20 protein-coding genes are annotated in these 24,251 nt (G+C 60.0%); 15 read left to right on the top strand and 5 right to left on the bottom strand.

Annotated elements, in window-relative coordinates; all coding sequences use genetic code 11:
• Window positions 1-66: 66 nt before the first annotated feature.
• Window positions 67-1,059 (top strand): LacI family DNA-binding transcriptional regulator, encoded by a 993-nt coding sequence (locus tag CKW14_RS24915; RefSeq protein ID WP_095126308.1) that lies wholly within the window; start codon window positions 67-69, stop codon window positions 1,057-1,059.
• Window positions 1,060-1,106: 47 nt separating this feature from the next.
• Here the strand turns inward: CKW14_RS24915 and CKW14_RS24910 are convergent, their stop codons facing one another.
• The 4 genes from CKW14_RS24910 to CKW14_RS24895 form a co-directional block, all read right to left on the bottom strand.
• Window positions 1,107-3,509, bottom strand: a complete 2,403-nt coding sequence (locus CKW14_RS24910; protein WP_095126307.1) for a TonB-dependent siderophore receptor — start codon at window positions 3,507-3,509, stop codon at window positions 1,107-1,109.
• A gap of 67 nt (window positions 3,510-3,576) precedes the next feature.
• On the bottom strand, window positions 3,577-4,524 hold the full coding sequence (locus tag CKW14_RS24905) for a FecR domain-containing protein (protein ID WP_095126306.1): 948 nt from the start codon (window positions 4,522-4,524) through the stop codon (window positions 3,577-3,579).
• Window positions 4,524-5,033 carry a sigma-70 family RNA polymerase sigma factor gene (locus CKW14_RS24900; RefSeq protein ID WP_095126305.1) on the bottom strand — a complete coding sequence of 170 codons (510 nt, stop codon included), beginning with the start codon at window positions 5,031-5,033 and terminating at the stop codon, window positions 4,524-4,526. The genes CKW14_RS24905 and CKW14_RS24900 overlap by 1 nt, the downstream gene beginning before the upstream one ends.
• Before the next feature lie 90 nt (window positions 5,034-5,123).
• Window positions 5,124-6,023 carry a helix-turn-helix domain-containing protein gene (locus CKW14_RS24895; protein ID WP_095126304.1) on the bottom strand — a complete coding sequence of 300 codons (900 nt, stop codon included), beginning with the start codon at window positions 6,021-6,023 and terminating at the stop codon, window positions 5,124-5,126.
• A gap of 162 nt (window positions 6,024-6,185) precedes the next feature.
• Between CKW14_RS24895 and CKW14_RS24890 the strand changes: the two genes are divergently transcribed.
• The 5 genes from CKW14_RS24890 (at window position 6,186) to CKW14_RS24870 (ending at window position 12,548) form a co-directional block, all read left to right on the top strand.
• Window positions 6,186-7,544 carry a glutamine synthetase family protein gene (locus tag CKW14_RS24890; RefSeq protein WP_095048920.1) on the top strand — a complete coding sequence of 453 codons (1,359 nt, stop codon included), beginning with the start codon at window positions 6,186-6,188 and terminating at the stop codon, window positions 7,542-7,544.
• A 157-nt stretch (window positions 7,545-7,701) separates the two neighbouring features.
• Entirely contained in the window at window positions 7,702-8,790 is a 1,089-nt protein-coding gene (locus tag CKW14_RS24885; protein WP_095048919.1) for a polyamine ABC transporter substrate-binding protein, read from the top strand.
• The gene (locus tag CKW14_RS24880) at window positions 8,787-10,088 is read left to right on the top strand and encodes an FAD-binding oxidoreductase (protein ID WP_095126303.1); all 1,302 of its coding nucleotides are present in this window, start codon (window positions 8,787-8,789) and stop codon (window positions 10,086-10,088) included. Before CKW14_RS24885 ends, CKW14_RS24880 begins: the two co-directional genes overlap by 4 nt.
• Window positions 10,089-10,320: 232 nt before the next feature.
• Window positions 10,321-11,976: an intermembrane transport protein PqiB gene (locus tag CKW14_RS24875; protein ID WP_095048917.1), complete on the top strand. Its 1,656-nt coding sequence runs from the start codon at window positions 10,321-10,323 to the stop codon at window positions 11,974-11,976.
• 17 nt (window positions 11,977-11,993) lie between these two features.
• Window positions 11,994-12,548, top strand: coding sequence for a membrane integrity-associated transporter subunit PqiC (locus tag CKW14_RS24870; protein ID WP_095048916.1), 555 nt, complete (start codon window positions 11,994-11,996; stop codon window positions 12,546-12,548).
• 5 nt (window positions 12,549-12,553) lie between these two features.
• Here CKW14_RS24870 and xerC read toward each other — a convergent pair whose 3' ends face one another.
• Window positions 12,554-13,399: a tyrosine recombinase XerC gene (gene xerC / locus CKW14_RS24865; RefSeq protein ID WP_245398056.1), complete on the bottom strand. Its 846-nt coding sequence runs from the start codon at window positions 13,397-13,399 to the stop codon at window positions 12,554-12,556.
• Window positions 13,400-13,846: 447 nt separating this feature from the next.
• On the opposite strand from xerC, the gene arnB reads away from it, so the two are divergent.
• Genes arnB through CKW14_RS24820 form a run of 9 tightly spaced genes read left to right on the top strand, consistent with a single transcriptional unit; the run spans window position 13,847 to window position 24,245 of the window.
• On the top strand, window positions 13,847-14,995 hold the full coding sequence (arnB, locus tag CKW14_RS24860) for a UDP-4-amino-4-deoxy-L-arabinose aminotransferase (protein WP_095048915.1): 1,149 nt from the start codon (window positions 13,847-13,849) through the stop codon (window positions 14,993-14,995).
• Window positions 14,992-16,014, top strand: coding sequence for an undecaprenyl-phosphate 4-deoxy-4-formamido-L-arabinose transferase (arnC, locus tag CKW14_RS24855; RefSeq protein WP_095048914.1), 1,023 nt, complete (start codon window positions 14,992-14,994; stop codon window positions 16,012-16,014). The genes arnB and arnC overlap by 4 nt, the downstream gene beginning before the upstream one ends.
• Window positions 16,011-18,002 (top strand): bifunctional UDP-4-amino-4-deoxy-L-arabinose formyltransferase/UDP-glucuronic acid oxidase ArnA, encoded by a 1,992-nt coding sequence (arnA, locus tag CKW14_RS24850; RefSeq protein ID WP_095126302.1) that lies wholly within the window; start codon window positions 16,011-16,013, stop codon window positions 18,000-18,002. Before arnC ends, arnA begins: the two co-directional genes overlap by 4 nt.
• Entirely contained in the window at window positions 18,002-18,886 is an 885-nt protein-coding gene (arnD, locus tag CKW14_RS24845) for a 4-deoxy-4-formamido-L-arabinose-phosphoundecaprenol deformylase (RefSeq protein WP_095126301.1), read from the top strand. The genes arnA and arnD overlap by 1 nt, the downstream gene beginning before the upstream one ends.
• A complete protein-coding gene (gene arnT, locus CKW14_RS24840; RefSeq protein ID WP_095126300.1) occupies window positions 18,883-20,535 on the top strand; it encodes a lipid IV(A) 4-amino-4-deoxy-L-arabinosyltransferase in 1,653 nt (550 codons plus the stop codon). The genes arnD and arnT overlap by 4 nt, the downstream gene beginning before the upstream one ends.
• Window positions 20,532-20,876 carry a 4-amino-4-deoxy-L-arabinose-phosphoundecaprenol flippase subunit ArnE gene (arnE, locus tag CKW14_RS24835; RefSeq protein WP_095126299.1) on the top strand — a complete coding sequence of 115 codons (345 nt, stop codon included), beginning with the start codon at window positions 20,532-20,534 and terminating at the stop codon, window positions 20,874-20,876. The genes arnT and arnE overlap by 4 nt, the downstream gene beginning before the upstream one ends.
• Window positions 20,873-21,277 (top strand): 4-amino-4-deoxy-L-arabinose-phosphoundecaprenol flippase subunit ArnF, encoded by a 405-nt coding sequence (gene arnF, locus CKW14_RS24830; RefSeq protein WP_095126298.1) that lies wholly within the window; start codon window positions 20,873-20,875, stop codon window positions 21,275-21,277. The genes arnE and arnF overlap by 4 nt, the downstream gene beginning before the upstream one ends.
• Window positions 21,274-22,653 carry a UDP-glucose/GDP-mannose dehydrogenase family protein gene (locus CKW14_RS24825; RefSeq protein WP_095048908.1) on the top strand — a complete coding sequence of 460 codons (1,380 nt, stop codon included), beginning with the start codon at window positions 21,274-21,276 and terminating at the stop codon, window positions 22,651-22,653. Before arnF ends, CKW14_RS24825 begins: the two co-directional genes overlap by 4 nt.
• Entirely contained in the window at window positions 22,626-24,245 is a 1,620-nt protein-coding gene (locus CKW14_RS24820; RefSeq protein WP_176471332.1) for a glycosyltransferase family 39 protein, read from the top strand. The genes CKW14_RS24825 and CKW14_RS24820 overlap by 28 nt, the downstream gene beginning before the upstream one ends.
• Window positions 24,246-24,251 lie beyond the last annotated feature (6 nt).

Raw genomic sequence — 24,251 nt, 5'->3', positions numbered from 1 at the left:
TTCGGGTCGCGAGAAGCCCGGGCCCTGTGTCATGATTCTGCGTCAACCAGACCGGCCGCACCTCGCATGACTTCAGTGAAAGACGTTGCACAACTGGCCGGCGTGTCCCTGATGACGGTGTCTCGAGCGCTCAATACTCCGGAAAAACTGAGCCCCGAAACCCTTCTACGGGTGCGTCGTGCCATTGATGAACTGCAATTCGTACCCAGCCTGTCAGCGCGCAAGATGCGCGGTGACAACCTCCAGTCGCGCACCATCGGTGTGTTCGCGCTGGACACTGCGACCACACCTTTCGCGGTCGAGCTGCTGCTGTCCATTGAGCAGACCGCGCAACAGGCCGGCTGGAATGTCTTTATCCTCAACCTGCTAAGCAACCCGCCCACCGACCAGAACATCGACCTGATGCTGTCGCACCGTCCGGATGGCTTGATCTTCAGCGCCATGGGGTTTCGCCAGGTCAGCATTCCCGAGCGCTTGAAGAGCAAGCCTTTAGTGCTTGCCAATTGTCTGGCAGATGACAGCAGCCTCGTCAGCTATGTACCCGACGACGAAATGGGCCAGTATCGCGCCGTACACCACGCGTTGAGCCTCGGCTACCAGCGTCCTCTGTGTATCAATCTGCCGAAACAGAGTCTGGCATGGGGGCTGCGACAAAAAGGCCTGCAGCGTGCCTGTCAGGCATTCGGACTGGCGCCGGACACGCTCCTGCAATACGACCTTTCCGATCATGATGCCTATGGTGAAACAGCCGCTATCCTCGACCGGCATGTCATTGATGGTCGTCCCCAATTCGATATTCTGATCTGTGGCAACGACCGCATTGCCTTCTGTGCCTATCAACTGTTGTTGGGGCGCGGCCTGAAAATTCCCGACGATGTCGCCGTCCTCGGCTACGACAACATGATCGGCATTGCCGAGTTGTTCATCCCTCCGCTGACCACCGTGCAACTGCCGTACTACGAAATTGGGCGCCAGGCTGCACGGCATCTGATCGAGACCCTGGAGCTTTCGGGCACTCAGCGAGTTGACTGTCCATTGGTGGTCAGGACATCACTGTAAGAGTGGGTCAGCTCGCTGATAGCACGCTTTTGATTTTCCGAGTGGAATCAGAAATCCACTGTCGCTGAAAGCAGATAAGTTCTCGGTGTCGACAACGTCAACCCCGGTTCACTGTCATCCGAAGCGCCTGCTGAACTCCAGTAGCTTTTATCCAGAACGTTCTCGACATTGGCGCGCAGGGTGATGGTTTTTTCATCGACTTTGAAGGCGTACCGCGTACCCACGTCGAAGCGCTCCCAAGCGTCGATCTCCTTCTCGTTCGACTGATCCAGATACTGCGAACTGGAATAGATGCCACGGGTTGTCAGCGTCAGCCCCTGCACACTCGGCACGTCCCACTCTGCGCCCAGATTGACGTTGTATTTCGGAGTCGCCGGCGCACGGTTGCCGTCGAAAGCGCCATTGGTGGTGTGGGTCAGCTCGCTGTCGATGTACATCACACCGCCGAGCAACCGGACGCCTTTGAGCGGTTCGCCAAACATGCTCAGCTCCACGCCGTTGTTCTGTCGTTTGCCGTTCGGGCCGAAGACCCGGGTCGTGGCGTTGGTTTCATAGGCGGGTTGCTTGATCCTGAATACTGCTGCCGTTAAAGCATACGAACCGGCGTCGTACTTGGCTCCGATCTCGACCTGACGGCTGATAAACGGCGGGAAGATTTCGTCTTCGTTCACTGACGTTGACGGCGCAATCTTGCCTTGGCTCAGGCCTTCCATGTAGTTGGCGTAGAGCGACAGCTTGTCAGTCGCCTTGAACAGTATGCCGCCCGAGGGCGAAACCTTTTCCTCGTCGTAAGCCGTGTCGCCTTTGACGTCATCGCTCCAGTCATCGACTTTCACTCGTTGCCAGCGCGCACCGAGGGTCAACAGAAGCCGATCATCAAAGAAGCCCAAGGTGTCGGACAACGCCACGCCGCTGAAGCGGTTTTCGGTGTACACCTTGGCGTCGTAGCGCGTCGGCGTACCGGGTTTGGCGGTTTCCACCGGGTCATACAGATTGCTGCGCCCGGCCGCATAACGCGCGCCGCCATTCTCGAAATCCATATAAAAGTAGCTGGCCACCAGATTGACCTCATGGCTCACCGGCCCGGTATGGAACCAGTTGCGCACGCCGGCCGTTGCGGTACGGACATTCTCGTCGCGGGTGAAATCACGCGGTTGAACGCTGAAATCACCGGCATCGTTGGTGACGGAAACGGCGTGGCGCAAGAAGTCATGATTACTTTTGCGCGCGCCGACGCCGCCGTACAGCATCACCGAATCATTGACGTCGAACTCAGCGTTGAGCGTGCCGAAGGTGTCCTCGGTTTTCGCCTGAGTCCACGGTTGCGCGTAGTTGCGATGCACCTTGTTCGCGCTCGGAACCTTGGCATTGGCCGCGACCTGCACGCGCTCCTGCGGCGCGTCGGTGTCGCGTTCGGTGTGACCGATATCGGTCGAAAGTCGCAAGCGCTCACCGCGAAAATCCAGGCCGAGCACGGCCATGTCGCGGTCGACACTTTGATCATCCCACTCGGTATCACCGGACTGTTTGACGCCGTTGAAGCGCAGGCCGAACTGATTGTCCTCACCGAACCGCCGGCCGACATCCACCGCACCGCCGACCTGATTGTTCGACGCGTAATTGGCCGTCAGCGAAGTGATCGGCTGATCGGTAGCGCGCTTGGGCACGACGTTGATCCCCCCGCCCACGCTGCCTCTCGGCGAGATGCCGTTGATGAGCTGGCTCGGGCCTTTGAGAATGTCGACGCGATCGGCCATTTCCATGTCGATCGTGTAAGTCGGCAAAACACCATAGAGGCCGTTATAGGCCACGTCGCTGTTGAACAGACTGAAACCACGGATGGTGAATTGCTCGTAACGTCCACCGGCCGGATTGGTCGCGCGCACCGATGGATCGCTGGAAATCAGATCGCCCAAGGTGCGCGCCTGCTGATTCTTCACCGCCTCGCTGGTGTAGGTGGTCATGCTGAACGGGGTTTCCATGAAGTCTTTCGACCCCAGCAAACCCTGCGAGCCACGCCGCGCGACTTGGCCGCCGGCAAACACATCGGCATCGCTGGAACCGGTGGCACCGAGAATCGACGTCGGCGCCAGTTGCAGGCTGCTGCCCTCGGCGGCTGGAATCAGTGTGTAGGCCTGCTCACCCAGCGGTTGCAGTTGCAGACCGGAACCCAGCAACAAGCGAGCGAACCCCTCCTCCACGCCAAATTCGCCGGACAAACCATTACTGTTGCGCCCGCTGACCAGCGCCGGATCCACCGACAGATTGACCCCGGCCAACCCGGCAAAGCGGGTCAGTGCGGCGCTCAAACTACCGGCCGGCACCTGGTAACTGCGCCGAGCGGCGTCTTCGGCCCAACTGGACTGGATCAACACAGGGCTGGCACTCAGGCTCAGCAGGAGGCTCAACTGCAACAACGGACGCAAACGACTTGGGAATACTGCGGGCATTGGAAGAAGCTCTCGATTTTGTTCACTTACCTGCAATGACCGGTGAGGCGAAAAAAAGGGACAGGCTTCAGACGATATTTTTTCGCGGCGTCAGCGTTACCCAGAAACGCGTGCGCGAATGCACCTCCAACGGCAGGCTCGCCGCCAGCAGCGTCAGCACTTTATCGGTGTCGTCGAGGCGGAAACTGCCGGTGACACGCAGACGTTCAAGTGCCGGCTCCCAGCGCAGAAGCCCCGAGCGATAACGGCTCAACTCGCGAAGAAAGTCCCCCAACGGCTGGTTTTGCGCCATCAACACACCGTCACGCCAGCCCGGCATTTTGGCGTCGAACAGCGCGACCGACCCGGCGCCGGAAGCCTGCAGATTGACCTGTTGCCCGGCGTTCAACTGCAGCGCCGGCCCGTGCAACGGCTGCAATTGCACCGAACCGCTGACCACCGACACGGTGCAATCACGCTGGTTGAGGCGCACGCAGACTTCGCTGCGGCTGACAATGATCCGACCGTACGGCGCGTTGACCGTCAACGCCGTGCTACCCGGAACGTTGAGCGCCATTTCGCCGCGCACCAACGTCAACTGACGGCTGGCCAGATCGACGTTCACCGCACTGGCGGTGTTCAGTTGCAAGGTGCTGCCGTCGGCCAGCCGTGTTCGCGTGTGTTCGCCGGTGGAAGTCTGCAAATCCGCGCGCCAGACGTCGAGCGGCAACTGGCGACTGATCAACCACGCCGTCGGCACCAGCGCCGCCAGACCCAGCGCCCTTTTCAGAGCTGCACGCCGCGCCAGATCCGGGCGATCGAGTGTGGCCATGGCCAATTCTGCTGGCAGACTGGAAAAGCGCTGGCGCAGTAATTGAATCTTCTGCCAGGTGTTTTCATGGCGGCTATCGCTGTCGCGCCAGTGCTTGAGTCGCACGTGATCGGCTTCACTGGCCTCGCCGGATTCGAGCAATGCCAACCACTGTGCGGCGGCACGGGCAACTTCGCGCGCTTCGGTGCTGGGCGCAACACGCATCATAGATCCAACATCAAGCAATGTTCGTAAGCCATTGCCATGTAACGTTTTATACTGCGTTCAGAAACCTGCAGCCGTTCGGCAATTTCACGGTAAGCGAGGCCTTCGAGCTGACTCAGGAGAAAGGCCCGACGCACCGCTCGCGGCAAACCATCGAGCAGCTCATCCAGCGCTTGCAGGGTTTCCAGCAGCAGCCAACGTTGCTCGGGCGACGGCACGCATTCCTCGGGCAACTGCGCGAGTGCTTCGAGATAGGCCTTTTCCAGGCTGCGGCGGGTGTAGAAATTGCTCAGCAGGCGTTTGCCCACGGTCAGCAGATACGCGCGCGGCTCGCGCATATCTGCAATCGGCTGAGCGCTGCACAGCACGCGCAAGAAGGTATCCTGGCTCAGGTCCGCCGCATCCCACGCGTTGCCCATGCGCCGCCGCAGCCAGGTTTCCAGCCAGCCTCGATGGTCGCGATACAGTTCGTGCAGGTGCTGCGGCGATGGCGTCGCTGCTTCAGTCATCTCAAGAGTCCTGCGCGAAGTCAGTTTCAAATGAGAGTGATTCTATTTAACTTGAGCGCCGACACAAAGCCTTTTTAACCGCGACAGCTTTCATGAGCGCTTCAAGGTCTCGCTCGGCAACTCCTTGAACAACGCCCGGTAACTGCTGGAAAACCTTCCCAAATGCCAGAACGACCAGTGCATCGCCACCTCCGCCACGGTGGTTTCCGTGGGTCGGCGCTTGAGCAATTCACGGTGTGCGCTGTTCAACCGGCGCAGGCGCAGCCAGTGACTCGGGGTCATCCCGGTGTAGGCCTTGAACGCCTGCTGCAATTGGCGCAACGGCACCCCGGCCACTTGCGAAAGCTCCAGCAGATTGACCGTGTCTTCCGGCGAATCGGCCGCCCACTCCCCTACCCGTTTCATGATCATCCGCTCTTCAGTACGCCGCTGTAATCCGCCGCGATCAAGACTGGTGTGAGCGTTGTCGAGAATGAACAGACAGTCTTCGAGCAGTTGTTTTGTCAGCGCATCTTTATCAAGCAGATCAACAGCTTGCGACATCTTCGTGAGAGTCGAGCTTAACCAGCGACTGAACAAGGCGTTCTGCCCGCAGTTGAGTTGGGTCATGAACAACCCTTCGAGTTTCGCCACATTCAGACCGTGCTGGCGAACAAATTCCGGACCGAACACCACGGCGATTTCCTGGTAGTTCTCCGGGGTGATCCAGATGTTGCGGCTGTCTTCATTGAGCAGATACAGCGCGTTGTCACTGCGATCGAAACAGAACGCCAAAGCACCCGACGGCGCGCTGAAGTTCTGCTCGACGCGGGTGTTCATCTGCTCTTCGTAGACCTCGACACCCTGCAGATCCAGATAGCGGATCTGCCCGGCGAAATGGCCCGGCGACATCTGTTGGTAATGCTGGACCCAGCCCGGTGTGGCGCGGACTTGTTCGGCCACATCGGCGGTGTTGAACGCTTGAACCTGGAGCGAATTGCACGTTGTCATGGGGTGACCTTGCGCACTCTTTTGGTGCGCTTTGGTGCTGCTTAAAGTGGATAGATGGAACTGCAAGGCTCGCCCAAGATAGTCGTCAACGCGCCACAGGGGAAGGGGCGGAAGATGAAACCCGCCCTCCCCGGCGTCTATAAAACCAATAACGAGGTCTTTATGAATGCCCCTTTCGATCAGCTGTTCACGTGGCTGAAAGATCACAAGATTACCGAAGTCGAATGTGTGGTCAGCGACCTGACCGGCATTGCCCGCGGCAAGATCGCACCGACCAACAAGTTCCTGCATGAGCGAGGCATGCGCCTGCCGGAAAGTGTCCTGCTGCAAACGGTAACCGGGGATTTTGTCGACGACGACATCTACTACGACCTGCTCGATCCTGCCGATATCGACATGGTCTGCAAGCCCGTAGCTGACGCGGTCTACGTGATTCCGTGGGCGATCGAGCCGACCGCCATCGTCATCCACGACACCTTCGATAAGTTCGGCAACCCGATCGAACTGTCGCCGCGCAACGTGTTGAAGAAAGTCTTGCAGCTGTACACCGACAAAGGCTGGAAGCCGATTGTGGCGCCGGAAATGGAGTTCTACCTGACCCAACGCTGCGAAGACCCGGATCTGCCGCTGAAGGCACCGCTGGGCCGCTCGGGCCGTGCTGAAAGCGGTCGGCAGTCGTTCTCCATCGATGCCGCCAACGAATTCGATCCGTTGTTCGAAGACGTCTACGACTGGTGCGAACTGCAAGGCCTGGACCTCGACACGCTGATCCACGAAGACGGCCCGGCGCAGATGGAAATCAACTTCCGTCACGGCGACGCCCTCGATCTGGCGGACCAGATCACTGTGTTCAAGCGCACCATGCGTGAGGCCGCACTCAAGCACAACGTTGCGGCGACATTCATGGCCAAGCCGATCGGCGACGAGCCGGGCAGCGCCATGCACATTCACCAGAGCGTGGTGGACATCGCCACGGGCAAACCGATCTTTGCTAACGCTGACGGGCAGATGAGCGAACTGTTCCTGCATTACATCGGTGGTTTGCAGAAGTACATCCCGAAAGTGCTGCCGATGTTCGCCCCAAACGTCAACTCGTTCCGCCGCTTCCTGCCGGACACCTCGGCGCCGGTCAACGTCGAATGGGGCGAAGAAAACCGCACCGTCGGCCTGCGTGTGCCAACGTCCAGCCCGGAAGCCATGCGTGTGGAAAACCGTCTGCCGGGCGCCGATGCCAACCCGTACCTGGCAATCGCCGCGAGCCTGCTCTGCGGTTATATCGGCATGGTCGAAGCCATCGCGCCGAGCGCTGCGGTCCAGGGCCGTGCTTATGAGCGCCGTAACCTGCGCCTGCCGATCACCATCGAAGAAGCGCTGACGCAAATGGAAGAGTGCGAGGCCGTTGCGCAGTACCTGGGCGACAAGTTTGTCCGTGGCTACGTCGCGGTGAAGCGTGCCGAGCATGAAAACTTCAAACGCGTGATCAGTTCGTGGGAGCGTGAGTTCCTGATGCTGAGCGTCTGAGCAAAGCCAAAAGATCCCCTGTGTCGATCGTTCCCACGCTCTGCGTGGGAATGCAGCCCGGGACGCTCCGCGTCCCATCCAAAGCCGAACGCGGAGCGTCCGTTGAGGCATTCCCACGCAGAGCGTGGGAACGATCATTCGAAAAAGAGGTGTCGAAATGCGTCTGTTGAAATCCGTACTCCCGGTCGCCCTGAGCGTGCTGTTCAGCGCGGTAGCCCATGCCCAACCCCAGGTCAGCGTCTACAACTGGACCGACTACATCGGCGAAACCACCCTCGCCGATTTCCAGAGCCAAAGCGGGATCAAGGTGATCTACGACGTTTTCGACTCCAACGAAACCCTCGAAGGCAAACTGCTCGCCGGTCGCACCGGGTATGACGTGGTCGTGCCGTCCAACCACTTCCTCGCGCGTCAGGTGAAGGCAGGCGCCTTCCTCAAACTTGACCGTGCGCAACTGCCGAACTTCAAGAACCTCGACCCGAAACTGCTCGAACTGCTGGAGAAAAACGACCCGGGCAACGAGCACTCGGTGCCGTACCTGTGGGGCACTAACGGCATCGGCTACAACGTCGACAAGGTCAAGCAAGTGCTGGGCGTCGACCACATCGATTCCTGGGCCGTGCTGTTCGAGCCTGAGAACCTGAAGAAACTCAGCCAGTGCGGGGTGTCGATGATGGACTCCGCCGACGAAGTCTTCCCGGCGGTACTCAATTACATGGGCATGGACCCGCGCAGCGAAAACCCGGAAGACTATAAAAAGGCTGAAGCGAAACTGCTGAGCATCCGTCCATACATCACCTATTTCCATTCTTCGAAATACGTGTCGGATCTGGCCAACGGCGATATTTGCGTAGCCTTCGGTTACTCCGGCGACGTGTTCCAGGCCGCCAACCGCGCCAAGGAAGCCAAGAACGGCGTGAACATCGCTTACGCCATTCCGAAAGAAGGCGCCAATCTCTGGTTTGATCTGTTGGCCATCCCCGCCGATGCGAGCAACACCAAAGAAGCGCACGCTTTCATCAATTACCTGCTTGATCCGCAAGTGATCGCCAAAGTCAGCGCTTCGGTCGGTTACGCCAACCCGAACCCGGCCGCCAAGCAATACATGGATCAAGAGCTGGTCAACAACCCTGAGGTTTACCCATCCCAGGCAGTGCTCGACAAGCTCTACATCTCATCTACCCCGCCCCAGGCGATCATGCGACTGATGACCCGATCCTGGAGCAAAGTGAAGTCGAACAAATGAATCAGTACACCCAAGAACACGCTCGCTCTTACTACGCCGCTTCGGCCCGGGCGAGCACACCTTATCCGCTGCTGGACGGTGACTTGACTGCCGATGTCTGCGTGATCGGCGGCGGATTCACCGGGGTCAACACGGCCATCGAACTGGCGCAACGCGGGTTGTCGGTGGTGTTGATCGAAGCCCGGCGCATCGGCTGGGGCGCCAGTGGGCGCAATGGCGGCCAGTTGATTCGCGGGATCGGTCATGAGGTCACGGGGTTCGCCAAGTATGTCGGTCAGGAAGGCGTGCGTTACTTGCAGCGCGCCGGCATCGATTCGGTCGAACTGGTGCGTCAGCGCATCGGCGACAACGGCATCGAATGTGATCTGCGCTGGGGCTTCTGCGATCTGGCCAACACCCCGGCGCAGTTCGCTGCCTTCAAGGATGAATTGGTCGACCTCGCCGAACTCGGCTATGCCCATGAAACCCGCCTGATCGGCCCCGAGCAGGTGCGCCAGCAGGTGGTCAACTCCGACATCTATGCCGGTGGCCTGGTCGACATGGGGTCCGGTCATCTGCATCCGCTGGATTTGGTGCAAGGCGAAGCGCGACTTGCAGCATCGTTGGGCGTAAGGATTTTCGAGCAGAGTGAAGTGCTGGAAATCATCCATGGCCCGACCGTGCAGGTGCGCTGCGCAAGCGGCACGGTGCGGGCTGGCAGTCTGGTGCTCGGCTGCAATGCGCATCTGGACGACCTCGAACAGCAACTCAGTGGCAAGGTGCTGCCGGCCGGCAGTTACATCATCGCCACCGAACCGTTGTCCGAGGCGCGCGCCGCGCAACTGATCCCGCACAATCTGGCGGTGTGCGACCAGAAAGTCGGCCTCGATTACTACCGGCTCTCGGCGGACCGACGCTTGCTGTTCGGCGGTGCCTGCCACTATTCCGGGCGTGATCCGGCGGACATCGCCGCTTACATGCGCCCGAAGATGCTCAAGGTCTTCCCGCAACTGGCCGACGTGCGCATCGATTACCAGTGGGGCGGCAAGATTGGCATCACCGCCAACCGTTTTCCACAGGTCGGCCGGCTCAAGCAGCACCCGAACGTGTTCTATGCGCAGGGCTATTCCGGCCATGGCCTGAACGTCACGCACTGGTGCGCGAAACTGCTCGGCGAGGCGATTCATGCTGGTCACAGCCAAGGCATGGACGTGTTCAGCGGCGTGCCGCACATGACCTTCCCGGGCGGTCCGGCCTTGCGTTCGCCACTGCTGGCACTGGGCATGTTCTGGTATCGCCTGCGGGAAATGCTCGGCTGACAGCGCGGTTTGATCGTTCCCACGCTCTGCGTGGGAATGCAGCCGGTGACGCTCCGCGTCACTGGACGCAGAGCGTCCCTTGAGGCATTCCCACGCAGAGCGTGGGAACGATCATCAATCAGGTCGCGGCACATGCGCTATTCACATTTGCTCTATCGCCAAGCACTTCTATATTGATGAGGTGCTTTGGCGTTCCTGACGCTCAGTGCCCAATCAATCGAGGAGGACATGGATGAAGTCGTCAGCCACCGACGAGCCGCGAGCACCAGGCCAAGCCCCAGTCAAAACCCGCCGTTTCAGCATTTCACTCGTCTGGATCGTGCCGATTGTGGCGGTGCTGGTGGGCATCTCGCTGGTGGTGCACAACGTGATGCAGGAAGGGCCGACGATCATCGTCAACTTCAAGACCGGCAGCGGCCTGACGGCCAACAAGACCGAGGTCAAATACCGCAACGTGGTCATCGGTCAGGTGACGGACGTCGAGTTGAGTAACGACCAGAAAAGTGTCGACGCCACCATTAAACTGTCAAAACAGGCGGAAACCTTCACGCGCGAAGACTCACAGTTCTGGGTGGTGCGCCCGCGCATTGGCGCCGGCGGCGTTTCGGGTATCGACACCCTGCTTTCCGGTGACTACATCGGTGCCGACATCGGTCAGGCCGACAACCGCGCCAAACACTTCAAAGGCCTGGAAAATCCGCCGCCGATCACCTACGGCGAACCGGGCAAGCGCTTCATGCTGCATGCGCCGGACCTCGGTTCACTGGATATCGGTTCACCGGTTTATTACCGCAAGATTCCGGTCGGCCAGGTCGTCACCTACGCCCTCAACCCCGAAGGCAAAGGGGTGGATATCGAGGTGTTCATTCACGCGCCGAACGACGCGTTCGTCACTGAAAACACCCGTTTCTGGAATGCCAGCGGCATCGACATCAATGTCGGTGCCAACGGCTTTGCCGTGAAGACCGAATCGCTGTCGACCATGCTGGTGGGCGGGATTGCGTTCCGTGCTCCGGATTACAGTCCCAACGATGTGGCCGCCGCAGACGACAAAGATTTCGAACTGTTCGCCGACCAGCAGAGCGCCCTCGCCCCACCGAATGGCAAGGCGCAATACATGGTGCTGCGTTTCGAACAGTCACTGCGCGGACTCAAGGTCGATGCGCCGGTCGAGTTCCTCGGTATGGAAATCGGCCGGGTCGTGGGCATCAACCTGGATTTCGATGCGAAAAAACGCACCTTCCCGCTTAACGTCGGCATCGTCATTTACCCGCAGCGTCTCGGTCAGGCCTACAAAAAGATGCTCACCGAATTCAAGCACGACCCCAACGACGAAGCCGCTGGCATCCGCTTGCTGGGCACCTTCGTCGATAATGGCCTGCGTGCCCAGGCGCGCAGTGGCAACCTGCTGACCGGCCAGTTGTACGTCGCGTTGGACTTCTTCCCGAAAGCGGAGAAAGTCGCGTTCGACCCGAGCGCTCGCCCGGTCGTTCTACCGACCGTGCCCGGCAGCCTCGAACAGTTGCAGGAAAAACTCGAAGCGGTGGTCGACAAGCTCAACAAGTTGCCAGTGGATCGCATCGCCAACAACCTCGACAGCAATCTGATCGAGCTGCGCAAAGGTCTGACTCAGTTCAACGCCAAGACCCTGCCGGGCGTGCAGAGCACGCTCGCCGACGTCAGCAAGACCTTGCAGTCCGCCAGTTCAACCCTGGCCGAAGATTCGCCACAACGCGAGAAACTCACGGAAACCCTCGACGAACTCGGGCGCATGTCGCGTTCGCTGCGTGAGCTGTCGGATTACCTCGGTCGTCATCCGGAATCGCTGATTCGTGGTCGCCCCGATAACGCAGCACCTATCGATCTGAAAGGACCGCCACGCAATTGAGCACAGGAGCTAACACAATGGCTTTACCGCTAAAGATCACCGTGCTCGCTGCGTTCATGCTGCTGAGCGCCTGTCGCAGCGACCCGATCAGCTTTCACACCCTGACGCCGGTGCAGATCGCCAACACACGGACCGGCGCGCAGATTCCGATTGAAGCGCTGAGCGTGCCGCCGCAGGTCGACCGTGCGCAAATCGTTATCCGCCAGGGCAACAGCGGCCTGGCGATTCTTGAAACTGATTGGTGGGGCGCGACACTGGCGGATGAGTTGCGCGGTGCGTTGGCCGATCAATTGAGCAATACCGGTGGGCAAGGCAACGTTTCGGTGCGCATCGAAGTGCAACGCTTCGACTCGATCCCCGGTCAGTACGGCCTGATCGACGCCAAATGGCGCTTGCGTCCTGTCGGCGCCACTGACAATGGCTCGCTGACCTGCCGTTCGACCCTGCAAACACCGTCCGGCCCGACCATCGATGATCTGGTGGGGGCCCAGCAGCACAACGTCAAACGGCTGGCCGAGCAGATCAGTCGGGCGGCAACCGGCAACGCGCGCACCTGCCCTTCCCCGTCCTGACGGACCTACAGATCGAAGCGATCCACCGCGCGCCGCCGCTCGTTGTCGTCCCGCACATCGTAATTGGCGGTGGTCTGGATATTGCTGTGGTGCGCCAGTTTCTGCGCAATCGACAAATCATGCTCCTCGATCACCCGCGTGATAAACGAACGGCGGAAATCGTGCGGCATGATCTTCACCCCGACCTGGGTGCCACGCTGGCGGGCGATGTAATAGATCGCGTGTTTGGTGATGCGCTCGCGAGTGATATGGCTGCCGCGACGGATGCGGTTGAACAGAAAGGCATCGTCACTCTCGCCCTCCTTCAGCTCTGAACGCCGCAGTTCCAGCCATGCATCGAGTTTGGCGAACGCCCAGGCCGGTGCGTACTTGATCAGTTGCTTATTGCCTTTGCCGGTGACGGTCAGGCTGCGCTCCGTGAAATCGACCTGATTCAAGTCCAGGTCCACCGACTCTGATTTACGCATGCCGGTGCCGTACAACAACGCAATCACCGCTGCGTCGCGCAGCCCTTGCGGACGCGGATCAGCGGCGCAGACTTCCATCAATTCGTGAATCAAGGTGCGCTTCAAGTTGCGCCCCTGAGATAACCGCGTGCCGGCGATGCCTTTGACCGAACGCATTTTCAGCAGATGATCCTGGCTGATCAGGCTCATGCGCCAGGCTTCATTCATCACACCGCGCACGGCATTCACGTACAGCGACGAGGTATTCGGCGCATAACCGTCGGAGCGCAATGCGGCGACCAGCGCCACGACGTCTTCCGGTTGCAGCCGGTGCCAGGGGATTTCCTCGATGTCCACGTCTTCAAAACCAAGACGGTCAGCGGCGTCCTGCAAGACATAACGCATGGTCAGTTGGCTGGACGGCGCCAGGCGGGCCAGATAAAGCGTCAGCGGATTAGTGTTGGACGGGGTGGATTCAGTACTCGACAAGTCAATCAAACGAAACGGCCTTGAATAGAAAACAGTTCAACAAAACAACTTAAAAGTGCAAAGAAACTTATATAAAGAGCGACTCTTCCGTAAAACTTTTCTACTAAAACAGCCGATAAACGGAAGAAGTCTGAACGGTGGCTGTATGGCTTACAGATAGACGAATCGCCGACCGTTTTTTCATGTTCCTTTCACAAAAACGCGCATAACCTTAGTTACAACAGGTTGCCCCGAAAGGCCTGCAACCCTGCCGACCGCGGACTGAAAAGTCAATCAGGTATCCCCCGATCGGTATCTCAACCCTTTGAAATTCCGTGTTTTTCAGACAATCGGCTGAAGGATGGCTATCGCCTCGAGGTTCTTATGAGTCAAGCGTTTCTGCCGTTTTCCCGCCCGAGTATCGGCGATGAAGAAATAGCCGCCGTTGAACAAGTATTGCGGTCAGGGTGGATTACCACCGGCCCTAAAAACCAGGCACTGGAAGAACACTTCGCCAACTATGTCGGTTGCAAACACGCCGTGGCACTTTCCTCGGCCACCGGCGGCATGCACATCACTTTGCTGGCCTTGGGCATTGGCCCGGGTGACGAGGTCATCACCCCGTCGCAGACCTGGGTCTCGACCGCCAACATGATCTCCCTGCTCGGCGCCACACCGGTGTTCGTCGACGTTGATCGCGACACCCTGATGACCGATGCCGCGCGCATCGAAGCCGCCATCACCCCACGCACCAAAGCAATCATTCCTGTGCATTACGCCGGCGCCGCGTTTGATCTTGATCCGCTGTACGCGCTGGCCGACAAACACGGCATCGCCATTATCGAAGACGCCGCCCACGCTGCTGGCACCCGTTACAAGGGCCGGCACGTCGGTGTGCAAGGCACGGCGATTTTCTCCTTCCACGCGATCAAGAACATGACCTGCGCCGAAGGCGCGATGTTCGTCACCGACGACGAAGCGCTGGCCAGCCGCGTGCGCATGCTCAAGTTCCACGGTCTCGGCGTCGACGCCTACGATCGTCTGACCGGTGGCCGCAAGCCGCAGGCGCAAGTGATGGAACCGGGGTTCAAATACAACCTCGCCGACATCAATGCCGCGATTGCCCTGGTGCAACTGGAGCGTCTCGACGCAATCAATGCGCGCCGCACCGAACTGGCCGCCGCCTACCGGCAAAAACTCGAAGGCCTGCCGGTGCAAACGCTGGCCCTGCCCGCCTACGCACAAACCCACGCCTGGCACCTGTTCATCCTGCGCATCGACAGCGAGCGCTGCGGCATGGACCGCGAAGCCTTCATGAAAGGCTTGCAGGACCAAGGCATTGGCTCCGGCATCCATTTCATCGCCACCCACTTGCACACCTGGTATCGCCAGCGTGACCCCGACCTTTACCTGCCCGACACCGAGTGGAACTCGGCGCGGCTGTGCTCGATTCCGTTGTTCCCCGACATGAGCGATCAGGACCTTGATCGCGTGGTCGGCGCCATCGCCACCCTTATGGACAAACGCCCGTGAAAACCTATCCGATCCGCTGTGTGTCGATCGTCATCCCGGTCTACAACGAACAGGACAGCCTGCCGGAACTGCTGCGCCGTACTGAAGCCGCCTGCAAGATGCTGCGTCACGACTTTGAAATTGTCCTCGTCGACGACGGCAGCCGTGACGAGTCCGCCAACCTTCTGGAAGAAGCCGCGACCCGTGAAGACAGCCCGTTCGTGGCGGTCATCCTCAACCGTAACTACGGCCAGCACGCAGCAATCATGGCCGGTTTCGAACAATGCAAAGGCGATGTGGTGATCACCCTCGACGCCGACCTGCAGAACCCGCCGGAAGAAATCCCCCGGCTGGTTGCCGAAGCGGAAAAGGGTTACGACGTGGTCGGCACCGTGCGCGGCAACCGACAGGACTCGGCCCTGCGCCGCTATCCATCGAAGCTGATCAACCTCGCCGTGCAACGCTCCACCGGCGTCGCCATGAGCGACTACGGCTGCATGCTCCGCGCTTACCGCCGGACGATCATCGACGCAATGCTCGCCTGCCGTGAACGCAGCACCTTCATCCCGATTCTGGCCAACAGCTTCGCCCGCCACACCACCGAAATCGTCGTCGCCCACGCCGAACGTGAGCACGGCGATTCGAAGTACAGCCCGATGCGCCTGATCAACCTGATGTTCGACCTGATCACCTGCATGACCACTACACCTTTGCGCCTGCTGAGCATCGTCGGTTTCACCATGGCCGGGTTTGGGTTGCTGTTTGCTTTCGCACTGATCGTTATGCGTCTGGCTTTCGGTTCCGGCTGGGCCGGTGACGGCATGTTCGTGCTGTTCGCGGTGCTGTTTGTGTTCACCGGTGGCCAGTTCATCGGCATGGGCCTGCTCGGCGAATACCTGGGGCGCATGTACAGCGACGTGCGCGCCCGCCCGCGTTTCTTCATCGAAAAAGTCTTGCGCAGCCACGCCGCCGAGCCAGCGCCTGCCGTCACGGTTGACGGTCTCTCTTCTACTTCTACTACCGGTCAGGTTCACTCATGAGTGCAAAAACTGTTGTCTTCGCTTACCACGATATTGGCTGCGCCGGCATTCAAGCCCTGCTCGACAGCGGCTATGACATTGCGGCGGTGTTCACTCACGCCGATGACCCGAAAGAGAACGCGTTTTACAGCTCGGTCGCACAACTGTGCGCCACCAAAGGCATCCCGGTGCATGCGCCGGAAGACGTCAACCACCCGCTGTGGATCGAGCGCATCGCCAAGCTCGATCCTGAATATATTTTCTCGTTCTACTATCGCAACCTGCTAAGCGAGCCGCTGCTGGCACTGGCGAAAAAAGGTGCGTTCAACCTGCACGGTTCGCTGCTGCCAAGCTACCGTGGCCGCGCCCCGGCCAACTGGGTACTGGTCAACGGCGAAAGCGAAACCGGCGTCACTTTGCACCGCATGGTCAAACGTGCCGATGCCGGCGCCATTGTTGCCCAACAGCGTATCGCCATTGAACGCAGCGACACCGCGTTGAGCCTGCACGGCAAATTGCGCATCGCCGCGACGGATCTGCTGCGCGACACCTTGCCGGCCATGCTGCAAGGCAAGATCAGCGAAACCCCACAAGACGAATCGAAAGCCACGGTGTTCGGTCGTCGCACCGCCGCGGACGGCAAACTGGTCTGGGCGAAACCGGCCGAGCAACTGTTCAATCTCGTGCGTGCCGTGACCCAACCTTACCCGGGCGCGTTCTGCGCTGTGGGCGAGCACAAACTGATCGTCTGGAGCGCTGAAGTTGCCAAGGGCAACGACGGCCAGGCACCGGGCCGAGTAATCAGCGTCAATCCGCTGCGCATTGCCTGCGGCGAAGATTCGCTGGTGATCCTCTCCGGTCAGCGCAACGACAACGGTCTGTTCCTCAGCGGCCCGCAACTGGCCAGTGAACTGGGTCTGGTCGACGGCTCGCTGTTGCGCGGTGCCGAGTCCGGCCGTGCGCCACGCCGTACTCGCGTGCTGATCCTCGGCGTCAACGGTTTTATCGGCAATCACTTGTCTGAGCGCCTGCTGCGTGATGACCGCTACGAAATCTATGGTCTGGACATCGGTTCCGACGCGATCGACCGTCTGCGCAGCCATCCGCACTTCCACTACGTCGAAGGCGACATCAGCATTCACTCCGAGTGGATCGAGTACCACATCAAGAAGTGCGACGTGGTCCTGCCGCTGGTGGCCATCGCCACGCCGATCGAATACACCCGCAACCCGCTGCGTGTGTTCGAACTCGACTTCGAAGAAAACCTGAAACTGGTGCGCTACTGCGTCAAGTACAACAAGCGCGTGATCTTCCCGTCGACCTCGGAAGTCTATGGCATGTGCCAGGACAAACACTTCGATGAAGACACTTCCAACCTGGTGGTCGGCCCGATCAACAAGCAGCGCTGGATCTACTCCGTGTCCAAGCAACTGCTGGACCGGGTGATCTGGGCCTACGGCGCCAAGGGTCTGAATTTCACCCTGTTCCGCCCGTTCAACTGGATGGGCCCGCGTCTCGATCGCCTGGACTCGGCACGCATCGGCAGCTCCCGCGCCATCACCCAGTTGATCCTCAACCTGGTCGAAGGCACGCCGATTCGCCTGTTCGACGGTGGCGAGCAAAAACGCTGCTTCACCGACATCGCTGACGGCGTCGAGGCACTTGCACGGATCATCGATAACGACAACGACGTCTGCAACGGCCAGATCATCAACATCGGCAACCCGGATAACGAAGCCAGCATTCGTCAGTTGGGTGAAGAGCTGCTGCGTCAGTTCGAAGCGCATCCGCTGCGCGACAACTTCCCGCCGTTCGCCGGTTTCCGCGATGTCGAGAGCAAGGCGTTCTACGGTGCCGGTTACCAGGACGTCGAACACCGTAAACCCAGCATCGCCAACGCCAAACGTCTGCTCGACTGGACGCCGACCGTGGAAATGCGCGAGACCATTGGCAACACGCTCGACTTCTTCTTGCGTGAAGCCATGCTCGAACAAGCGGACAAGCGCTAATGCAGGCCGGTCTACGCATCGACGTCGACACCTTTCGCGGCACCCGTGAAGGTGTGCCGCGCTTGCTGGAAATGCTCGACGAGGCGCAGATCAAGGCAACGTTCTTCTTCAGTGTCGGCCCTGACAACATGGGCCGGCATCTGTGGCGCCTGATCCGCCCGCAGTTTCTCTGGAAGATGCTCCGCTCCAATGCCGCCGGCCTGTATGGCTGGGACATTCTGCTCGCCGGCACCGCGTGGCCGGGCAAGCCGATTGGCCGCGATCTCAGGCACCTGATGCGTCAGGCCCGTGATGCCGGTCATGAAGTGGGTTTGCATGCGTGGGATCACCACGGCTGGCAGGCCAATGCCGGGCGCTGGAGCGACACGCAACTGATCGAGCAGATCCGTCAGGGCGTCGACACCTTGAGCGACATTCTCGGCGAGAAAATCCAGTGCTCGGCCGCCGCCGGTTGGCGTGCCGACGAGCGCGTAATCGAGGCCAAGCAAGCCTTCGGTTTTCGCTACAACAGCGATTGCCGTGGGCGGCGTCTGTTTCGTCCGCTGTTGGCCGATGGCACGCCGGGCACGCCGCAGATTCCGGTGGACCTGCCGACCTTCGATGAAGTCGTCGGCCCCATCGTCGCGGCGCGGGACTTCAACGGTTTCATCCTTGATCACTTCCGCCCGCAACAACTCAACGTCTACACCATTCACGCCGAAGTAGAAGGGATTCTGATGGCTGAGGGTTTTCGTCAATTACTCGCCGATGCGCGTCAGCGCCAAATCGACTTCAAACCACTGGGCGACTTGCTGCCCGAGTTCTTCAACACCTTGCCCGTGGGGCGCGTGCAACGCGGCACCCTCGACGGCCGTGAAGGCTGGCTGGGAGTACAAGGCGCATGATTAAACGCTGGACGCTGCCACTGCTGTTGCTGGGTATTTGCTTATTGGCTTACCTGCTGCCGCTGGGCACGCACGGTTTGTGGATTCCTGATGAGACTCGTTACGCACAGATCAGCCAGGACATGCTGCTCAGTGGCAACTGGGTGTCGCCGCACTTCATGAGCCTGCGTTATTTCGAGAAGCCAATTGCCGGCTACTGGATGATCGCGCTGGGTCAGGCGTTGTTCGGGCAGAACCTGTTCGGCGTGCGCTTTGCATCGGCGCTGAGCACCGGGTTGAGTGTGCTGCTGTGCTATCTGCTCGCCCGGCGCTTGTGGGACGAGCCGCGTAAAAGCTTCGTCTGCGCCCTGCTCTACATGAGCTTCACGATTGTTGCCGGTCAGGCCGGTTACGCCAACCTCGATCCGCAGTTCACCTGCTGGGTCAATCTGAGTCTGGTGGCGCTGTGGTTTGCCGTCGACAGCCACACCAACGGCAAGCGCATAGCGGCCTGGGCTGTTCTGGGGCTGGCGTGTGGCATGGGTTTCATGACCAAAGGCTTTCTCGCCTGGTTGCTGCCGGTGCTGATCGCCCTGCCGTGGATGCTCTGGCAAAAACGCTGGCGTGAACTGCTGATGTTCGGCCCGGTGGCGATTGCCGTGGCGATCCTCGTCAGCCTGCCGTGGGTGCTTTCGGTGCATGCGCAGGAACCGGACTACTGGCGGTTCTTCTTCTGGCACGAACACATTCGTCGCTTTGCCGGTGATGACGCACAACACGATGCGCCGTGGTGGTTTTACTTGCCGCTGCTGGTCGCGTTCAGTCTACCGTGGATCGGGTTGTTGCCGACCGCGTTCAAGCAAGCCTGGCAAAGCCGCGCTCAGCCCAAAGTCGTGTTTTTGCTGCTGTGGCTGCTGATGCCGCTGCTGTTTTTCAGCCTAAGCAACGGCAAATTGCCGACCTACATCCTGCCGTGCCTGCTGCCGATGGCGTTGCTGCTGGGCAATGCGCTGGCCGATCGTTTGCGTCTGGAACAAGGTCGGGCGCTGAGCATCAACGGTGTGCTGAATCTGTTGCTGGGCATCGTCACGTTGATCGCGCTGGTCTATCTGCAACTGACCAAACCGGTCTACGACCACGAACTGCACAGCCTGGTGCTGGTGTTCATTGCCCTGATCGGCTGGATCATCGCCAACCTGCTGCAAGCCTTTCTGCCGCTGCAATGCTGGGCGGCTCCGGCGCTGGGCAGCCTGTTGCTGATCGCGGTGTTGCCGGCGGCGCTGCCCAAATCGGTGGTCGCCAACAAGATGCCGGACCAGTTCATCAAGCATCACGTCACCGAACTGGCGCAAACCACCCACCTGCTGAGTAACGACCTCGGTGCCGCGTCCGCACTGGCCTGGCGCCTGAAAACCCCGCAAGTCGCGTTGTACAACACGATAGGCGAATTGAAATATGGCCTTGCCTATCCTGACGGCATTCAACAGCGGGTCGATCCCGAACACGTACAACAGTGGATGCGTGAGGCGCGCCGCAGCGGTTCAGTCGGCGTGGTGATGCGCGTCAAGGGGCAGGACGAACTGGACGAAATCGATAGATTGCCTAAGGACGGCGTCCGTTATGAGCAGGGCAACCTGGTCATCATGATCCTGCCCAAGGAGGCGTCATGAGCCTGTTGCTGCTGTTGGCCGCATGCCTGCTGACCTGTTTGGGACAGGTCGCGCAAAAGTACGCCGTGGAGAGTTGGCGCGGGGTCGACTCTTCGCTGACCGCCAAACTGCGCTCGCCGTGGTTGTGGCTGGCCCTGCTCGCCCTCGGCTCGGGCCTGTTGGTCTGGCTGCTGGTGCTGCAGCGTCTGGAAGTCGGCATCGCCTACCCGATGCTCAGCCTCAACTTTGTCCTGATCACTCTGATTGCCCGTTTCGTCTTCCGTGAACCCATCGACCGCCGGCATTGGTTTGGCGTGGCGTTGGTGATCGGCGGCGTGGTTTTGCTGGGGCAACAGTCATGAACCCGCGCCGTGGCATCACCTTCGCGTTGGGCAGCGTGTTTCTCGTCAGCGCTGCGCAATTGGGCATGCGCTGGAGCATGACCTGTCTGCCCGCACCGGAACAATGGCTGCACATCGACAGCCTCGATTGGCGCGCGCTGGCCGTGGTCATCGCGGCGATTTTTGCCTACGCGCTGTCGATGCTCTGCTGGCTCGCCGCCCTGCGCGATCTGCCGCTGGGCCGCGCTTACTCGCTGCTGAGCATCAGCTATGCGCTGGTGTATCTGCTGGCGGCCAGTCTGCCGCTGTTCAACGAGTCCTTCAGTTTCACCAAATCACTGGGCGTGGCGCTGGTCATGCTCGGGGTCATCACCATCAACACTCGTCCGGCTCGTGCGCCCGAATTCAGGAGTGCTCCATGAAAATCACAGTATTTGGCAGCGGTTACGTCGGTCTGGTGCAAGCGGCTGTGTTGGCCGAAGTCGGCCATGATGTCGTGTGCATGGACGTCGACCAGAAGAAGGTCGACCTGTTGCGCCAGGGTCACGTGAGCATTTTTGAGCCGGGGCTGGCCAGCCTGGTGCGCGAAGGTCTGGATTCGAAACGCCTGCAATTCACCACCGATGAAAAACTCGCCGTGCAGCACGGTCGGGTAGCGTTCATTGCCGTGGGTACGCCGTCGCGTGAGGACGGTTCGGCCGATCTGCGCTACGTGCTATCGGTCGGCGATGCCATTGCTCGCCATCGCGAACAGCCGGTGATCATCGTCGAGAAATCCACGGTGCCGGTAGGCACGGGCGACACCCTGCGCACGCACATCGAAAAAGCCTTGATCAAGGTCGGCCGCCTGCTGCAGTTCGATATCGTCTCCAACCCGGAATTTCTCAAGGAAGGCTCGGCAGTCGCTGACTGCCGCCGCCCGGACCGTATCGTCATCGGCTGCGAAGGTGATGAGGTGCGCGACGTAATGCGCGATCTGTACTCGCCATTCAACCGCAACCATGACCGCATCATGTTCATGGATCTGCGCAGCGCTGAGCTGACCAAGTACGCCGCCAACTGCATGCTGGCGACCAAGATCAGCTTCATCAACCAGATCGCCGAACTGGCCGAGCACCTGGGCGCCGACATCGAATCGGTACGCCAGGGCATCGGTGCCGACACGCGCATCGGTTACCACTTCATCTACCCCGGCTGCGGTTATGGCGGCTCGTGCTTCCCCAAAGACATGCGCGCATTGATTCACAGCGCCGAAGAAGCGCACTGCTTCAGCGACTTGCTGCAAGCGGTCGAGGCGATCAACCAGCGGCAGAAACACAAGCTGTTCGAGCGCATCAACGCGTTCTACAAGGGTGATCTGCGCGGCAAGACTTTCGCCCTGTGGGGGCTTGCGTTCAAACCCAACACCGATGACATGCGCGATGCGCCAAGCCGTGTCCTGCTGGAGGAGCTGTGGGCCGCCGGTGCCAGCGTGCGCGCCTTCGACCCGGAAGCCATGCAGGAAACCCAGAACCTTTACCCGGACGAGTCGAAGCTGATGTTGATGGGCACGCCGGAATCGGTACTGCCCGGCGCCGACGCACTGATCATCTGCACCGAATGGCAGCAGTTCAAGGCGCCGGATTTCGATCTGATCAAACAGCGCCTCAACACCCCGGTGATTTTCGACGGCCGCAACCTGTACGACGCCGAGCGACTGGCGCGCAATGGCTTCCAGTACTTCCCGATGGGCCGTGGCGAATCGCGTAAGTTGCCGATCCCGCTGCAACAATGGCCACACGCGTCCGATGTCGCTTGATCAGCTTATCGCCTGAGATTCGCCGGCAGTCCCTGATCGCAGGGCTGCTGGCGTTTTTAGTGTTCATCGCCGGGGTCTACGGGCAGGCGCCGATCGGTTTCGATTCGCGGTTCGTGTTGTTCGCGCAAGAAATGCTGCGGCATGGGCCGACGGTGTTTCCGACCACCTATGATCAACCGTATGCGGATTATTCAGCGGTTTCGACGCTGTTCATCTGGCTGCTGTCGCTGCCGTTCGGCGCGGTGAATGCGTTTACGGCGTGGGCGCCAAGTGCCGGCGCCGGCGCGCTGATCGTGACGCTGATGTATCGACTGCTGGCACCGTACTCGCGGCGTTGGGCGCTGATCAGTATTGCGTTGCTGATGCTCACCAGCGGTTTCGTCACTGAAGTGCGCGCGGTGTCGCAGGACTTGATGCTCGCAGCGGTGGCCTTCACGGTGTTCTATCTGGGTTATGCCCATGAGCATTTTGCCGGCAAGCGTCACTGGCCGCTGATCTTCGCGTTGCTGCTGCTCGGCTTCGGCATTCGCGGACCGATTGGTCTGGTGGTGCCGACCGGCATGCTGTGCAGCTATTACCTGCTCAACCGTGAGTGGACGCGTCTGCTGGTGTTCGGCGTACTGGCTTCGCTGTTGCTCGCAGTCTGTGTCGGCCTGCTGTTGTGGCTGGCGAAACTCAGCGGTGGCCCGGTCTTCTTGCAGGACGTGATCCGCATGCAGTTCATGGGGCGCATGGACGGCAGCGAAGGCGTCAGCGGTTCGCTGTATTACTTCACCAGTTCGTTCGGCAACTATGCGCTGGCCTATCCGCTGGCATTACTGGTACTGGTGGCGGCCTGGCTGGGCAAACCGCAGCAACGTGGCCCGGCGCTGCGTCTGGTGCAGTACTGCGCGGCGGCGGGACTGATTGTGATGGTCGGGCTGTCGATTCCCCAGGCGAAGAAGGCGCGGTATTTGCTGCCGATGCTGCCCATGGCGGCGATCATTGCGGCGTATCCGTTTCAGGTCGCGCATGGGCGGGTGTTTCGTTGGTTGCGCGGGTTGATGCTGGGTGTTTGGCTGGTTACGCCGGGATTGTTGATGGTTGTGTTACTGGTCGCTCGACGGCGCTTTCCCGAGCAATTGAGTGAAGTGTCTTTGGTGTTGATCGTGCTGGGCCTGCTGCAACTCTTGGCGTTGTCGCGATTGTTGATCCCGCGTTGGCGTGTCGAGGTATTGGCGTTGTCTGCGGTGTTGGCGCTGTGGACGGTGTACGCGGCAGTGTTCGAGCCGGTGGAGCGGCGTTTGTACGACACCCAGGGATTCAGTCACGCGGTGTTTGCCCAGGTTCAACAAAACCCGGCGCCGCTGGTGTTGCATGGCATGGGCAAGGATGCGAAGGCGATTAAGTTCATGGTCAATATCGAGCAGGATCTGCAACCGCAGTTCAGCGACTCGATCCAGCAACTGGAGGCGCTCAAAGGTCCGGCGTGGCTGATGATGGATCGCAGTGATCTGCCATCTCTCAAGGGCACGCCGCTGGAAAGCGCGCAGCCGGTGTTGAGCGGGCGTTTCGATAAAAACGACTATGTATTGCTGTGGCTGAAACCGTAACCTGTC

The sequence above is a fragment of the Pseudomonas sp. Irchel s3a12 genome, assembly GCF_900187485.1.
Lineage (GTDB): Bacteria > Pseudomonadota > Gammaproteobacteria > Pseudomonadales > Pseudomonadaceae > Aquipseudomonas > Aquipseudomonas neuropathica.
This window is presented reverse-complemented; position numbering and strand designations above follow the sequence as displayed.

What these genes read in the sequence shown, in the direction of transcription:
- CKW14_RS24915 (WP_095126308.1), top strand. Translation starts at nt 67, where the DNA reads ATGACTTCAGTGAAAGACGTTGCACAACTGGCCGGCGTGTCCCTGATG.
- CKW14_RS24910 (WP_095126307.1), bottom strand. Translation starts at nt 3,509, where the DNA reads ATGCCCGCAGTATTCCCAAGTCGTTTGCGTCCGTTGTTGCAGTTGAGC.
- CKW14_RS24905 (WP_095126306.1), bottom strand. Translation starts at nt 4,524, where the DNA reads ATGCGTGTTGCGCCCAGCACCGAAGCGCGCGAAGTTGCCCGTGCCGCC.
- CKW14_RS24900 (WP_095126305.1), bottom strand. Translation starts at nt 5,033, where the DNA reads ATGACTGAAGCAGCGACGCCATCGCCGCAGCACCTGCACGAACTGTAT.
- CKW14_RS24895 (WP_095126304.1), bottom strand. Translation starts at nt 6,023, where the DNA reads ATGACAACGTGCAATTCGCTCCAGGTTCAAGCGTTCAACACCGCCGAT.
- CKW14_RS24890 (WP_095048920.1), top strand. Translation starts at nt 6,186, where the DNA reads ATGAATGCCCCTTTCGATCAGCTGTTCACGTGGCTGAAAGATCACAAG.
- CKW14_RS24885 (WP_095048919.1), top strand. Translation starts at nt 7,702, where the DNA reads ATGCGTCTGTTGAAATCCGTACTCCCGGTCGCCCTGAGCGTGCTGTTC.
- CKW14_RS24880 (WP_095126303.1), top strand. Translation starts at nt 8,787, where the DNA reads ATGAATCAGTACACCCAAGAACACGCTCGCTCTTACTACGCCGCTTCG.
- CKW14_RS24875 (WP_095048917.1), top strand. Translation starts at nt 10,321, where the DNA reads ATGAAGTCGTCAGCCACCGACGAGCCGCGAGCACCAGGCCAAGCCCCA.
- CKW14_RS24870 (WP_095048916.1), top strand. Translation starts at nt 11,994, where the DNA reads ATGGCTTTACCGCTAAAGATCACCGTGCTCGCTGCGTTCATGCTGCTG.
- xerC (WP_245398056.1), bottom strand. Translation starts at nt 13,399, where the DNA reads ATGCGTTATGTCTTGCAGGACGCCGCTGACCGTCTTGGTTTTGAAGAC.
- arnB (WP_095048915.1), top strand. Translation starts at nt 13,847, where the DNA reads ATGAGTCAAGCGTTTCTGCCGTTTTCCCGCCCGAGTATCGGCGATGAA.
- arnA (WP_095126302.1), top strand. Translation starts at nt 16,011, where the DNA reads ATGAGTGCAAAAACTGTTGTCTTCGCTTACCACGATATTGGCTGCGCC.
- arnD (WP_095126301.1), top strand. Translation starts at nt 18,002, where the DNA reads ATGCAGGCCGGTCTACGCATCGACGTCGACACCTTTCGCGGCACCCGT.
- arnT (WP_095126300.1), top strand. Translation starts at nt 18,883, where the DNA reads ATGATTAAACGCTGGACGCTGCCACTGCTGTTGCTGGGTATTTGCTTA.
- arnE (WP_095126299.1), top strand. Translation starts at nt 20,532, where the DNA reads ATGAGCCTGTTGCTGCTGTTGGCCGCATGCCTGCTGACCTGTTTGGGA.
- arnF (WP_095126298.1), top strand. Translation starts at nt 20,873, where the DNA reads ATGAACCCGCGCCGTGGCATCACCTTCGCGTTGGGCAGCGTGTTTCTC.
- CKW14_RS24825 (WP_095048908.1), top strand. Translation starts at nt 21,274, where the DNA reads ATGAAAATCACAGTATTTGGCAGCGGTTACGTCGGTCTGGTGCAAGCG.
- CKW14_RS24820 (WP_176471332.1), top strand. Translation starts at nt 22,626, where the DNA reads ATGGCCACACGCGTCCGATGTCGCTTGATCAGCTTATCGCCTGAGATT.